Source organism: Bacillus sp. mrc49 (assembly GCF_002803435.1).
Genome location: NZ_PHNG01000785.1, coordinates 18797 through 33137 on the forward strand (window position 1 = coordinate 18797; position 14341 = coordinate 33137).

Consider the following 14341-nt stretch of genomic DNA (forward strand, 5'->3'; position numbering starts at 1 on the left):
ACTTTTATAGCAGGCAGCCATCATGTCCCTATCATCTTTATAGTGGAGCGGATTGCTTTGAACGCAGATATCACGTGATCGATATGTGGCTCCCGGTGTCCGGCCATTAAGGTGAGCCGAATGCGGGAAGTTCCAATCGGCACTGTTGGGGGGCGAATCGCTGGTGCATAAATTCCGTACGTATGTAATTCCTTCGAAAGGATTGTGGCTTGTTCCGGTTCGCCGCAAATGATGCCGATAATTGGTGTATCTCCCCCTGTCACCGTGTACCCTAAGGAGGTTAATTCGTCATAAAGCCGCCGACTCATGTTTTGAAGGCGCACTCTGCGTTCAGGTTCGGTCAGGATGATATCGACCGCAGCCAATGCACTGGCCACTACACCTGGCGATAATGCGGTAGAGAAAATGAATGGCCTGGCTTTATTTAAGAGATAGTCTATCAATGACCTGCTTCCGGCAATGAACCCACCCTCCGCTCCGATCGCTTTGGATAGTGTCCCCATCTCGATATCCACCTTCCCCTTCAATCCAAAATGTTCGGACGTTCCCCTGCCATCCTTGCCTAGCACACCAGTCGCGTGTGCATCATCCACCATGAGTAAGGAGCCATATCGTTCGGCAAGATCAATGATGCCAGGAAGCGGAGCAATATCACCATCCATCGAGAAGACGCCATCGGTTACGATCAAGGTTTTCTTGTAGCCCCGATTGCTCTGCAGCTTCATTTCCAAATCGGCTAGATCAGCGTGGCTGTATATCACCGTTTCCGCACGTGATAGACGGCAGCCATCGATGATGCTCGCATGATTCCTTTCATCCGATAAAATGAGATCGCCCTTGCCTACTATGGTCGTCAATACGGCCATATTCGCCATATATCCCGTATTCATCACGATCGCCGCTTCCGTTTGCTTGAATTGTGCCAGTTTTCTTTCGAGGTTCCCATGGATGATGGAATGGCCAGTGGTCAATCTTGAGCCTGTCGAACCTGCCCCGAATCTTGCGGTCGCCTGTACCGACGCCTCCTTCACTCGTTGATCTTGGGCAAGTCCTAAATAATTATTGGAAGCGAACATCAACATTTTCCGTCCATTCACCAAAGCCTGTCCATCTTCTTTCAGTGTTTCAACCGATTGTAATTGCCGATATAGTCCCTTTTCTTTTAGCGCTGCCAGTTCCTGATCCCAAATCATCCTGCATGATCCTCATCACTCACCGATCGTCCAATCATAAACGAACCTCCCAATCTGGTTATATGTTAACCTAAATATAATATAGTTAACACATTTACGAATAATATCATACAACCACTATATTTTCCAAGCACAAATTCTCACTATTTTCCTTTATCCCCTTTTTAATCGCTACGCATCAAGTCTTTATATGTTAACTAAATAATAAATTAGTTGACATATAAAATATCAATCAGGCAAACTAGTAGTGGGCATTTTGCCTGCCCATTATTTAAAAAAGGAGGTGATTGACTTGAAAGCAAGATCGATTTCTTATGTTGCCCTCTTTACTGCGTTAACGGCAATTGGCGCCGCCGTTAAAATACCTGTCCCTTACATACCATTCACGCTGCAGATTTTGGCGGTCTACTTGGCAGGAGCATTGCTTGGGCCCCGGCTTGGGTCACTCAGTATATTATGCTACGTCGGGATCGGACTCCTCGGGGTGCCGGTGTTCGCGGAGGGCGGGGGATTGGGGTATCTATTCAAGCCCACTTTCGGCTATTTGCTCGGATATATCCTTGGCGCCTATGTCAACGGATGGCTGATCAACCGCTTCAATCTCTCGGCGATCGGTTCCATTTTCCTTGCCAATGTTGCCACATTGCTGACCGTTTACTTAGTCGGCTGCGTCTGGCTGTATGGAGCAATGAAGTGGATGGCCGAAGCGCCGCTATCCCTTTACCAAACGTTGCTTTATGGTTTCTTCATACCGGCACCCGGTGATTTATTGCTGTGCATACTATGTGCCGTCATCATCAAGCAAGTACGTCCGCGCCTATCAAGATATATCAACGTTAAGGAGCTGAATCATCCATGGGCCAAGCCTACTTTATAACCGGAACCGGAACGGATATCGGGAAAACGATCATCACCAGTGCCATTTACCTATCACTTCAAACATTGGGGAAAAGCGTCACGATTTTCAAGCCTTTCCAAACCGGAATCAATGTTGAAAATCATACATACCCCGACATTTCCTGGTTCGAGCAAGAACTCGGTGTTAAAAATCCAGGATTCTACACCCTTGAGCCTGAAACCTCACCGCATTTGGCGATTAAATTGACGGGAAGTCCAATCGATGAGAAAAAAGCCGTGGAAAGGGTCCGTGAGCTTGAGGGCCTGTATGACATCGTTCTCGTCGAAGGTGCAGGTGGATTGGCAGTACCGCTCATTGAACGGGGGGATGATTTCTATATGACGAAGGATTTCATCAAGGATTGCGAAATGCCTGTCCTATTCGTATCGACTTGTGGATTAGGTGCGATTCATCAAGTCGTGACGGCGCAATCATATGCCCGCACCCATGATGTTACCGTTAAAGCGATTGCTTATAACCATTACCGGCCAGAGAATCTGATCCATCGCGACAATATCCAAACGATTGAAAAACTGACAGGTCTCAAGCGGCTTGCCTGCCTACCCACTTTACCCGATGTCAGAAAAGACTTGAGGACCCAAATCCTTGATCTCCTTGGCGACCAAGGATATATCCAACAACTGAAAGAGGTGTTCCATGCATGAACCATATCGAATTAGAGCAATGGGATAAGGAGTATGTCTGGCACCCGTTCACCCAAATGAAAACGTATCGCGAAAGCAAGCCGTTAATCATCGAGCGCGGTGAGGGCAGCTACCTGATTGATGTGGATGGCAATCGCTATCTCGACGGCTATGCATCCCTATGGGTGAATGTCCACGGCCATAATGAGCCGGAGCTCAATGGCGCCCTTATTGCCCAAGTGAACAAAATCGCGCACTCGACGCTGCTCGGATCTGCCAATGTTCCTTCGATCTTGCTGGCAAAAAAACTGGCGGAGATCACACCCGGACATTTATCCAAGGTCTTCTACTCTGACACGGGATCTGCGGCTGTCGAAATCGCCCTTAAAGTCGCCTATCAATATTGGCAAAATATCGATCCAAACAAGCATCGGCATAAAAACAAATTCGTCTCCCTCGACGAAGCATACCACGGAGATACCGTTGGAGCTGTAAGCGTGGGCGGCATGGACCTATATCATAGGATCTTCAAGCCCCTCTTATTCGAACGCATCTCCGTCCCTTCGCCATATGCCTATCACATGACTGAATACTTCGATGCAGAAGCGGTGAAAAACCATTGCCTGAATGAACTGGAGAAGCTGCTGCAGCAGCAAGCCGCACAAATTGCCGGATTGATCATCGAGCCGTTAGTTCAAGGAGCGGCAGGCATCATCACCCATCCAGATGGCTTTTTGAAGGAAGTCGAAATGTTATGCAAGCAGTATGATGTCCTGTTGATTTGTGACGAAGTGGCCGTAGGATTCGGGCGTACAGGTACGATGTTCGCCTGCGAGCAAGAAGATGTCGTCCCGGATATCATGTGCATGGGCAAAGGAATCACTGGCGGTTATATGCCGCTTGCGGCGACCATCATGAATGATCGGATTTTCCAATCCTTCCTGGGAGAGCGTGAGGAGCATAAGACCTTTTATCACGGCCATACCTATACAGGTAACCAGCTAGCCTGCGCACTGGCGCTGAAGAACATCGAACTGATGGAGGAGCGCGGGCTCATACATGACATCCAGAAGAAAGCCAGGCAGCTTACAAAAAAACTGCAGGCGCTATACGAACTGCCCATCGTCGGCGATATCCGCCAGCGCGGGCTGATGATAGGAGTGGAAATCGTCAAAGACCGCCATACGAAAGAAACGTTCTCCCTTCAAGAGAACGTCGTTTCCGGAATCATCAATAAGGCACGCAAAAATGGCCTGATCATCCGCGAACTTGGCCCCGTCATCACGATGATGCCAATCCTGGCCATGACGGAAGAGGAATTGAATGCCATGGTCGACACGGTTTACCGCTCGATACAAGAAGTGGCCATCGAAAAAGGATTGCTTCCAGCCGCTCATTGAAAAACCACAAAGAACCGGAACAAGTCCATCGTTCCGGTTTTTTGTGGTTCCCCATCCTGCTCCCTGTGCCTTGTTTAAGCTTCAATCAAACAAAGGAATTACAGGAGGCATTCCCGCTTCTGGCAGGAAATAAATGAAAATGGTGAAACAAATGATGAATAAGGAAAAGATGAATGCCAAGAACGAAACACCCAAGCTGAATTTCTTGCCTGCCGAATATAAGCTGAGCACCATACTTGCAAACCCAATGATCAAGCAAACGATGGCACCGGCATAAGCGTTCAACTCAGGAAGAATTCCCGTGATGTAAAGCAGGACGAAGGCAATTTGCAGCGATATGCATAGAGCAAGCAGTCGTTTCATGAGTATCTCCTGACGATTTTATATGGAATGAGTTGTGTTAACTTCTTTATATATATTTTCCATGACTATATTACGGAGCCCTTTTTTTCATTCCAGGGTAAATTCAAACTGGCTACTGCCAACAACATGAACAGTACTTCTCCAAGTGACTCATTGAACAAATTTAAAGGAATTTATTGTCGCTCGCCTTTCCTTATAACAGATGGGAATCCATTGCATCCATGACCTCTTTTTTTGTAATTAGATTCATTACGTCAAGAACATTGGAAAAATCCATCCCTCTAATGGAATAATGGAGGATCGAATTGGCTAACTTTGCTGGGTGATCATATACATCGATTATCCTTCCGATAATCCTTCGTTTCGAAATTAGAAATTCAACATCACCGATACTCCTCTTCCGTATATCTTTTTTTGTTTTATCGATTTCTTCCATCACGTCTGATGGCTTGTTTGTGATTGTGTTTAATAACGAAAAGCAATATCTATTTGAAAATTCGCATTTGACATCGATGCTTCCATCTATTAAACCCTGGCCATGGATTTTTTGCTGAAATTCGGAGGTCCTGCCGAAAAGAATTTCCAACCCGACTCTAATGCTGAATTCCTTACGGATATCGTTATAAGGATTCCCAGCATCATTTCCATAAGTGATTGCATTCCCCCAGAAGAGGACAGATTGAGTGCTATTAATCTGTTCGATTTTCAGGCTCTCTCTTTTGACTGGTATGAATGGCGAAAAACGTTCTTTTTCTTTTACTGGGGAATTTGCAAGCGCACGTTCGATGACGTCATAGACCTCTTCAGGATTTAATTCTCCTATGATGATGATTTTCATATTCTCTATTGAATAGAATTTTTGAAAACACTTCTGCAGCATGCAGGCATCCATTGATTCTATACTTCCTGAATTGCCAATGATCGGCTGTGCCAACCCGCTTTCTCCCCCATATAAATCAGACAATAGATGGGTGTAACAGCTGTTTTTTCTATTACTATGTAATTGCATAAACTCCTGCTTGATGATTTTTTTTTCTTTTTCCACGATGTCCTTTGTTATGGAAATCGACTGGACAAGTTTTAGAATCATTTGAATATTTAATTCAAGCTGTTCCGTACAGGATATGGAAAATGATGTACTTTCGAAATTCGTACTGGCATTTAGAGAAGCCCCTATTTCACCAAATCTATATATGGCGTCGAACTGCACATTTTGTATAATGAGATGCTCTAAAAAATGTGCAGTTCCATAGGGGATTTTCCTATTCCATTCATCCTGAAAATGGCTATCCATCCCTCCAAATCCGACCGATAGGAGAATGAAGTTTTCTAGAAAACCTTTTTTATTGACCAACAGAGTGTCCAATCCGCTTATGTTCTTTTTTTCGATATGACTACCAATAACCATGGGTCATCCCTATCCCTCTCCTAAAGTAAAAATGGAATAGCCTTTAAAAACTTGCGCCACTTCCTGGATGTCCTGTAATTCGATGCGATCGATGCAATCAATCATTTCAGTCATGGTCCTAACTTTCCCGCTGATTATCCCATTTTGATGAAAATCAATTAAACTTACGGGAGAGTCTTGAGAAAGCTTGTAACTATTTTTCAATGTTTTGATTGTCGCCTCCAATTCCTCTTGGGTGCAGCCTCCTTCTTTTATCGACTTGATTTCACCAAATATTTTCCTAAGGACCAATTCTTCAGAAGCCGGATCAATGGCCGTTTGGATGAACAGAAGGCCATTGATTGCATCCAATATACTTATGATCGAATAAGCTGCTTGGAGCTGGTTCCTTACATTCATGAATAACCTCGAGTGTGGGAACCCGCCTAAAAGGCGGTTGAACACCACCAATGCCGGGTATTTTTCGCTTTTCAAGGTTATTCCACCAGTACTGGAACATGCTGTGATTATGGCATGTTTGGACTGGAATTTTTCACAATGATATGTTTTTACAGGGCTTTGCACGGGTGTTGGAGGTATCATGGAACGCTCCGATTCTTCGACTCCTCCGCATAAACAGCTGCTTAATTGTTCCAACACCTCTTCTTCATCAATGTCACCGATAACGTATAAATGTATGGGGGCTGTTTGAAGTATCTTTTGGTGGAGATTCCGCAACTTTGACTCATTCCACGTTTCGATATCACCTATCGAACCTACCTGATCTAGATACAATTTTTGTTGATTTCCTTGTAAATATAGAAAACTCTTTTTATACGAATAATGATACGCATTAAAAATCTCATTTTGGATTCTTCGTGAGTGGAGCTTTTTTTCAAGTTCAACGGTTTTTTTAGTAATTAATGGCTGGGTTAATAAATCAAGTAACACTGTCAAAATTTCCGGTTTGATCATCTTATGCTTTTGATTATAAAACTTTAGCGATAAACATAAAACCTGCTTATCGCCTTTTTTATCAATGGAGACTCCTAGTTTCGCTCCGTACTCTTCATCCAGCTTTGATTGGATGATAAAGTCATTTCTAAATCGTTCACTTCCATGAAGCAATATGTAGGGCAGTAATGCAGCACCCGTAGTCATTTTCTCATCAAGATCCAAATAGATTCTCACGGCGATCGTCGTTTGAACATACTTCTCCGAAGGCAAAAGATGAAAGCTGAAATTCCCTTGTTCCCTTGTGACAAAATCATTTCTCATGTTAACTCCAAGCCTTTATTCTTTTTATTGATATAAACCGATTTTATAAACCTATAGGTTAAAATCAAGCTTATCACCACGAAGGGTATCGATGCGGCTATCAGCAATTTTTTCACGCTTATGAAATGAGATAAATAAGGTAAAAGACCCGTTAACAAGATAAAGAGAATTCCATCCAATGCATCCGCTATCGAAATGACCTTGCCCCTAATGTTATTAGGGGTGGATTGAAGTTCAACATTCAAGAGATTGGAAGGCAAAAACATCGCTATCCATAAAAACAAATATAATATCGGACCTAATATGAGTGGGGAGAAAGCAATGCCGATACTGCTGAATGATAAAATGACTAACGGGACTACAAATCCATATTTAGTTCTTTTCAAGGATAAATATCGTTCTCTCCAAGGAACAGCCAAGTAATTCCCAATTAACATGCCTAGGGCTGCAATGAACCGATAAATCCCGTAATACTTCTCTCCCCCTTGAATCGTGGAATTCAATAAGGGCACTAACAAAACATCTGTGATACTTAGACATCCCCAAACCAAAAAAGAGCCGAAAATCAGGTTTTTTAGAACCGAGTGTTTTTGGATATAGGTAATGCTAGTGCTTAACCCGCTTTGCTCAAGATCGTCACTTTCCTCATTCCCCTTCATTTGGGCTCGGTCACTATCTTCATTGGCAGTGGGGAGCTTCGTCCATGTTATCATTCCGGCAATGAAAAATGTAACCGCATTGAAAATCAATAAACCGATTACAGTGTCATTTAATAATCCGAAAGCGGCAATAGCTGAACCGATCACTCTGGCTATACTTGTCAATATCCCGATTAGACCATTAGCTAGCCCTAGCTGGTCTTTCTTCACCAATGCTGGAATGCTTGAGGACAGTGCAGGATGATAAGGCAGCTCGATGATTCCAATCAGAAGCGTGATAATAAGGATGATGGTTGTACTATGAGCATTAAAAGCCATTACACATGTCAAAAGAGCCAACAAGAGATTGATGATCGTTAAGGTGAACCGTCTTGAATATTTATCAACTATATTCCCAGCTATCGAAAATAGTAAGAATTGCGGGGCGAAACGAATGATGAGATATAGACCAAAGATGAATATCGACTGTGATAAGGTGAAAATATATGCTGCTAGGGCTATCCCTTGGGCCATATTCCCAAGGGTAGAAAAAGACTCCGATAAGCATAAATAAGTAAACCTTTTTTCATTTAATAATGGTGTGTATTTCTTAAATGGATGAAATAAATGCAATAAGATACCCCCAACTAATTTGGATGCCGTAATGACCATCGATCACTTTCAAGTTTCAATCTTTACTTGGAATCAGCCATAACCAAGTTTTGCATATCATGTACAAGCGCTTCACCATCAGGAGACAATGATGCATGTTCTTTAATCGTGGATAAACCCAATTGCAGCTCTTCGCCGATTCTCTCTATTTCCGCTTCCATTAATACTCCATTGTAGGTGGCCCGTTTTTTCTTCAATAGCCGATAGAAATGCAATACTCTGCAATGGACGAAACACCCATGATAAATACCGTATAACGGCCTTAATTCATCTCTCCATGGTGAATTGTAAATTGGCTTCATATCGTTAAAAATGTGGGGCCTAGCGCACATGATTGTATTCAATCTATTATGGCTTGCTTCATGAATTAACCATTCAGCAATTTTCACCACAGGTCTTGCAACATGGCAGGCAAAGATGGTTCCATGCACTCGAAAATCGGAAAAGAACGGCAGACCAGGCGGGTTGAAGAATACGATATTCTCTATGTTTCCATCAATCTCGGCAAACATTTCTGGCCAGCTGATCTTGATTAATTGCAACGCTTCTTCAAAGGAGTTATTAATGTCTTCGGACACTACTTCAGTTATTTCCATATTCATGCGCAATTCCGCAGAGGATGCAATGTTCACATATTCCTCAAACCAAAAAACTTCGTTCGTAATGAATGGAAGGGTAAAGGCTTTATGAAAGTCATGAACATCGAAACTGTACAGCACATTTTCCACTTCAAAAGTGATGTGGTTATTTTCGCTTATTACCAAGATTTCTTTAGCAGCTTGATTTTCTGTCATGTCCTTCAAGAAAAAAATATCCTTTGGTTTCACGGTAAATCTGAGCCTTAAACTTTCCAGCACAGGATTTACCCTTTTGTTCAATTGTAAGAATATGTGCACAAATCCATTCCAAATCCAAGTTTGCTTTTCGGTTTCGCCCATGGAAGTGAAGTTTTTATACTTTTCAATCCATAAATAAACATATGGCTTATTAAGGACATGATCCCTTTCCGCTGCATCGCAGGTCTTGAGCAGGTCGATTGCCTTTCCCAGCCAATTTAGATTTTCCTCCTTGTTTGATTGAAGGATTAGCTCTAACGCTTTAATATTTCTGAGAGAAAGTAATTGTTTATGAACATCCCTTCCAATATTAGAAGGAGCCGGAGTCAATAAATTCTTAAAATCAATTGTTTTCATCATTTATCCTCCATTTACTGCTTTGGAACCTTTTAGATACTTCCCTTATTGTATTGCAATAGTCTTCCGTTTTCGTACTTTTTCCCAGCTCGACTGTAATTCCCCTAACTTCAGGGAACATTTCAAGGCAAATGACCAACTGATTCCAGCTTTGTTCAAATGAGATTTGCCCTTTTTTGGATACGCCACTTGCCCCAATATGAATTTCGGCAATATGGGCCCCTTTTAAGAGGCTTAACAATTCCTCGAATGATTTATTAAAGGCTTTGGCTGTTGCCCATGTATGAGGAATATCGAGAATGATTGGAATATTGGCTTCAATGGAAATCTCTTTCAGTAAGGTATAGTCCTCCAGAACATCGACTCCGCCCCAATCATGATAGCGGGGGCCTAATTCGATGACAAATGGGATTCCATAGGTTTCTTGATATCTTTTTATCCTTCTTATCACTCTATCCTTCAGGTCTTCATCTTTTATCGGAGCAAAAATATAACCGAATTGAAGCCCATCCGTCGTTCCCAAAATTGAAAGGTGCTCGCCTATCCAATGGGCTTCAATTTCCTTGGCTTGATGGAAAACATCCTTTATTATCTTTCTTGTCGGTTCATGTAAATCGGCCAATGGCAGCGTGCTGCAATGAGCGATCTTCTCGAAATTCGATGGCACATTATCAATATTCGATGGGAGGTGCACCTCAATATAGTGGAAGGAAGGATCCAACTCTTTATTTATAAAGTCCAAATATTCCGGAGAGTCTATCCAAGCCACTCCGATCCCTAATCTTTTCCCTGAAATCACTTCATTTGCCAGTTGTGTTTCAGTTTTCATAATATACCTCCTTACACTTCTTCAAATTAGGTAATCTTACCTTATGTATCTCACACCATAGTGCAAAACTATATATATACCAGAACGAGCTCCCCACATCATATAAGCGGGCAGAAGGATTCCTACCTAAAAGGCTTGAGCCATCATTCAGGAATTTATCTAATTCCTCAAAATTGATCACGTCTTTCAGCTGACTTATTTTTAAAAAGTCATAAGCAACCCGTCCTAATTGGCCATGCTTCATCCATATAAATACAGGATGCGGAAACCCGCATTTTGGCCTTTGCTGTATTTCAATGGGGATTCTATTCTTACTGAGACTGCGAAAAAGGCTTTTTTCCTTATCGGGCGGCATGGATAGGGCAGCCTGGACAAAATCTTGGTCAAGCAAAGGCACTCTGCACTCCACTGAGGAATTCATGGTCCCAAGATCGACCCGCGGCAGTGCATCAGCTTCTAAATGATAAAAGCCGAATAGCCGGATCGCATCGCCTAAATTTCCTCCAACAGAGATAAATGTTTCAATTTTATGTTTTCTGTCCAGAAAACTTGAATCACTTATATTTTTCCAGACTTGTTCATCCATCCTTAAAAGACTTTTGGTCGTAGCCGATTTCATCCAATGATCGAACCGTTCTATTGTATCGGAATGCAGCCAATCATAGCTTCCGAATATTTCATCGCTTCCTGTGCCGGTAATAACAACCTTCAGACCTCTTTTTTCTGCCGCTTCGCCTAAAGCATAATAAGCGACTATCGTCGGATCCATCGATAATCCGTCTTGGTTGGCTAACGCTTGGGGCAACAATTCAATAAAATCCTTTTCCGTTAGAATCACTTCATGCAGGGGTACATTCAAAAATTCACAGACATACTTACTAAAGGGCACTTCAGAATAAGAGAATTCACCTGTTTTTTCATACCTTAGAGTAAATGCCTCCACCTCGGCTCCTTGCGATACCATTTCTGATAAAACGGTACTAGAATCCACTCCTCCTGAAAGAAACATCCCCATTTTTTGTTTCGGTTCAATTACGCTGGTAATGGCCTTCGTGAAAAGCCTTTCTAAATCTAAGGGCTCGTTTTTTTCATGGACACCTGACACCTTATCTGAAAGGGCCTCTTTATCAAGACTTAATTCGAGAATTTCCCCTGGAGAGACCTTTTTAATGGAATTTATCAAGGTATTGGGTTCAAGCAGGGTATCCCGGTACATGAGATATTCATACACTTGTGCTTCCGTCATTTTGCAATCTTCATTCAAGACTTTCAACGTATTAAGGAGCGCAGGGAATTCCGAAGCATAGATATATGCGCCAGTTTCCGTTTTTGTCCAATATAACGGCTTGATTCCAGGGAAATCACGTGCTAAGAAAAGCTTGTCCGTATGCGTGTCGAAAGCGGCGATGGCATACATCCCCTTTAATTTCCGCACCCCTTCTTTCCCATACGTTTCAAAAAGCTCTGCCAGGACTTCTGTATCGCATTCCGTCACCCAACAACGGTTCAGCTCATGCCTCAATTGTTGAAAATTATTTAGCTCCCCATTGAAGGTGATAATCCACCGGCCAGAGGAACTTACGAATGGCTGATTCGCTTTTTCACTTGAATCCCTAATCGACAATCTAACTGTTCCCATGACGATTTCATCTAATTCCACAATGCTGCAATCATCAGGTCCTCGATGCTCCATTTCATTTAAACAAGTTTTTACATAGATAGGTTTATTATCTTCCCTTCCAAAAAAACCCGATATTCCACACATGTTATACCTCCAAATCGAACATGATAATACGCAAATGCATACATGGATATGATATGGCGCACCAAAATAATAAATTTACATACTAGTTTTCATACTGTTTAATTATCTACACGCGGTCCAAGCAGCTGACCTAATACGGCATCCGTCAAGCCGCCGTTCGGATTCGCTTCAAGAAAACCAGGAGCGACAAGTTCTTGCAATTCATTCAATGAAAGTTCTTTATTATCTGTATTAAGTTCGGGATTCTTCTTCGTATTTTTCATATGATCCTTGCCTCCTTCCGAATTAGTTATCAGTACGTGGTCCAAGCAACTGGCCAAGCACGGCATCCGTCAAGCCGCCATTTGGGTTCGCCTCAAGAAAACCGGGAGCAACAAGCTCTTGAAGTTCATTTAATGAAAGTTCTTTTTTATCAGTTTGTAAGTCTTGGTTTTTGATTGATTTATCCATAAATATTCCTCCTTTCCCACTATGTAGTAACATTTATTATAGATTGGTGCGCCAAATCATATCCATGTACTAAACAAATGAAGCCTATCGTTTAGGGGCAATCAGCTGTTCTTCAATATCCACTGGGTTTGCGCATAGTATTCTGAGTTTTAAAGCGGAAGTTATTATATTCCGCTCACCATCAGTAAGATCATCCGTTTCATGACCTTCCTCAAAAGAAGCTAAAAGATGATAGTAATCTGAATTTATTCTATAAGTCTTATTTAATGGCGAGATGATATAAAAAGAATCGCATGGCAATAGTTCATGAAAGTCGGCACAGCCCTCAATTACACTCAAGACATCGTAATTCGTTTTCATGATTGTCGCTGAAGTATTCTTATAGAGCTTTCCAACCAAAAAGGAAGTATTTTTGCTAGGCAATTTATAAGAAGCTTTGAATATGGCATATTCCAATTCGAAAAGTTCCACTAGTTTTAGCGGAAGCATCTCCTTATAAGATCTAAGAAAGTAAATGAAAGCAGTCGCCTTTTCTATACCTTTGCCATAGCCCAATGGATGAGGAATGCTGAATTCGATATTCCATAAAAAAGGAGATGAAAAGAATTCGTTAAATACATCCGTTTCCATCAATTCATTATCACTGGAGCATTTTAATTCATCCTTCAACAAGGGAATGCCCATGGAAAACATCGGTGTCAAGTGGGCTAGAATCTGTAGCCATCTTCCTTTTCTTTCTGAGTGGAACGCACTTACATTTAGTTGAAGAAGTCCTTCCTTATTCATTTTTTTTACTGTTTGCTGGAATTTGCCATCCTTGATATCTGGACTCCACTTAGGATCGATGCTCATTTTTACCAGCAAATCCTGTAACGCCAGCTCAGGCTTAACCGTAGTATTCATGTTTAGGCACAGCTCCCTTTGCATTCATTAGTTTTTCTACATCCGAAGTGATTTGGGTTTCACTGGACAGTCTGTCGGTCATTAAGATCAGTGAAGCATCTTCACCTATCAAAAGATCAACCATCTCCCATATTTGATCATCGACACTTTCACAAGCACACGGGATGAAAGCATCACCAGCTTTCCTGACAGCGCTTAACCAAAACATTGATATGGAAGGGTTACTCCTCAGCAATGCGAGGATTTCTTTTTTATACTTCTTTCCCCAATTTTTACAGTCCGATAATACCAGTCCCAAATCGATGGATAAAGGAACATGTAAACCGCTTAACTCCGTGATTACCTTTTTATAAAATGACTCGAGGGGCAGTGATAATTGTCTAATGGGATGTAAATAAATCGGAATGTCATGATATTCTTTGAATTCGGAAATCCATGATTGTAAACCCTCGATTGATTGTTGATCCTGATGCTGGAAGCCACCGGGATCCATGAACGAATGATTGATCCCCCACGTTCCAACCTTCAGTATTACTTGATCAATATTCAATTCCGATAACAAGCTTACATAATCGGCTAATAATTTAGAATCTTTGTCGGTATATGGCAATGCTATCGTAGTCTTGATTCCAAACTGGGAATATATCATTCGGGAAGCTCTTTTCGATCTATCAGAAAGGATGTTACTGAATATCACAGAATCGACTGGAAAACCGCCTATAAGTACC

Annotated in this window: 15 protein-coding genes; 3 read left to right on the forward strand and 12 right to left on the reverse strand. The window is 42.0% G+C overall.

Annotated elements, in window-relative coordinates:
• Nucleotides 1–20: 20 nt before the first annotated feature.
• Nucleotides 21–1193, reverse strand: coding sequence for an 8-amino-7-oxononanoate synthase (gene bioF / locus CVN76_RS24730; protein WP_100533432.1), 1173 nt, complete (start codon nt 1191–1193; stop codon nt 21–23).
• A gap of 292 nt (nt 1194–1485) precedes the next feature.
• On the opposite strand from bioF, the gene CVN76_RS24735 reads away from it, so the two are divergent.
• Genes CVN76_RS24735 through bioA form a run of 3 tightly spaced genes read left to right on the forward strand, consistent with a single transcriptional unit; the run spans nt 1486 to nt 4135 of the window.
• Nucleotides 1486–2070 carry a biotin transporter BioY gene (locus CVN76_RS24735; protein WP_100533433.1) on the forward strand — a complete coding sequence of 195 codons (585 nt, stop codon included), beginning with the start codon at nt 1486–1488 and terminating at the stop codon, nt 2068–2070.
• Nucleotides 2049–2756 (forward strand): dethiobiotin synthase, encoded by a 708-nt coding sequence (gene bioD, locus CVN76_RS24740; protein WP_100533434.1) that lies wholly within the window; start codon nt 2049–2051, stop codon nt 2754–2756. The genes CVN76_RS24735 and bioD overlap by 22 nt, the downstream gene beginning before the upstream one ends.
• Nucleotides 2753–4135 (forward strand): adenosylmethionine--8-amino-7-oxononanoate transaminase, encoded by a 1383-nt coding sequence (gene bioA, locus CVN76_RS24745; protein WP_100533435.1) that lies wholly within the window; start codon nt 2753–2755, stop codon nt 4133–4135. The genes bioD and bioA overlap by 4 nt, the downstream gene beginning before the upstream one ends.
• A gap of 81 nt (nt 4136–4216) precedes the next feature.
• Here the strand turns inward: bioA and CVN76_RS24750 are convergent, their stop codons facing one another.
• The 11 genes from CVN76_RS24750 to CVN76_RS24790 form a co-directional block, all read right to left on the reverse strand.
• Nucleotides 4217–4498 (reverse strand): hypothetical protein, encoded by a 282-nt coding sequence (locus tag CVN76_RS24750; protein WP_061142670.1) that lies wholly within the window; start codon nt 4496–4498, stop codon nt 4217–4219.
• A 193-nt stretch (nt 4499–4691) separates the two neighbouring features.
• A complete protein-coding gene (locus CVN76_RS24755) occupies nt 4692–5906 on the reverse strand; it encodes a M16 family metallopeptidase (protein WP_100533436.1) in 1215 nt (404 codons plus the stop codon).
• A gap of 9 nt (nt 5907–5915) precedes the next feature.
• Nucleotides 5916–7163, reverse strand: a complete 1248-nt coding sequence (locus tag CVN76_RS24760) for a M16 family metallopeptidase (protein ID WP_100533437.1) — start codon at nt 7161–7163, stop codon at nt 5916–5918.
• The gene (locus tag CVN76_RS24765; RefSeq protein ID WP_157805789.1) at nt 7160–8434 is read right to left on the reverse strand and encodes an MFS transporter; all 1275 of its coding nucleotides are present in this window, start codon (nt 8432–8434) and stop codon (nt 7160–7162) included. Before CVN76_RS24765 ends, CVN76_RS24760 begins: the two co-directional genes overlap by 4 nt.
• Before the next feature lie 62 nt (nt 8435–8496).
• Nucleotides 8497–9666, reverse strand: a complete 1170-nt coding sequence (locus CVN76_RS24770) for an aKG-HExxH-type peptide beta-hydroxylase (protein ID WP_157805790.1) — start codon at nt 9664–9666, stop codon at nt 8497–8499.
• On the reverse strand, nt 9653–10495 hold the full coding sequence (locus CVN76_RS24775; RefSeq protein ID WP_100533440.1) for a multinuclear nonheme iron-dependent oxidase: 843 nt from the start codon (nt 10493–10495) through the stop codon (nt 9653–9655). The genes CVN76_RS24770 and CVN76_RS24775 overlap by 14 nt, the downstream gene beginning before the upstream one ends.
• Complete coding sequence (gene asnB / locus CVN76_RS24780; RefSeq protein ID WP_100533441.1) at nt 10485–12260, reverse strand: asparagine synthase (glutamine-hydrolyzing); 1776 nt, start codon at nt 12258–12260, stop codon at nt 10485–10487. The genes CVN76_RS24775 and asnB overlap by 11 nt, the downstream gene beginning before the upstream one ends.
• Before the next feature lie 98 nt (nt 12261–12358).
• Entirely contained in the window at nt 12359–12523 is a 165-nt protein-coding gene (locus CVN76_RS31245; RefSeq protein WP_157805791.1) for a hypothetical protein, read from the reverse strand.
• Nucleotides 12524–12545: 22 nt separating this feature from the next.
• Nucleotides 12546–12710 (reverse strand): hypothetical protein, encoded by a 165-nt coding sequence (locus CVN76_RS31250; RefSeq protein WP_155645490.1) that lies wholly within the window; start codon nt 12708–12710, stop codon nt 12546–12548.
• A gap of 84 nt (nt 12711–12794) precedes the next feature.
• The gene (locus tag CVN76_RS24785) at nt 12795–13613 is read right to left on the reverse strand and encodes a hypothetical protein (protein ID WP_100533442.1); all 819 of its coding nucleotides are present in this window, start codon (nt 13611–13613) and stop codon (nt 12795–12797) included.
• Nucleotides 13597–14341, reverse strand: a 745-nt coding sequence (locus CVN76_RS24790) for a hypothetical protein (protein ID WP_232732466.1), incomplete at its 5' end; no start/stop codon positions are given. The genes CVN76_RS24785 and CVN76_RS24790, both read right to left, overlap by 17 nt.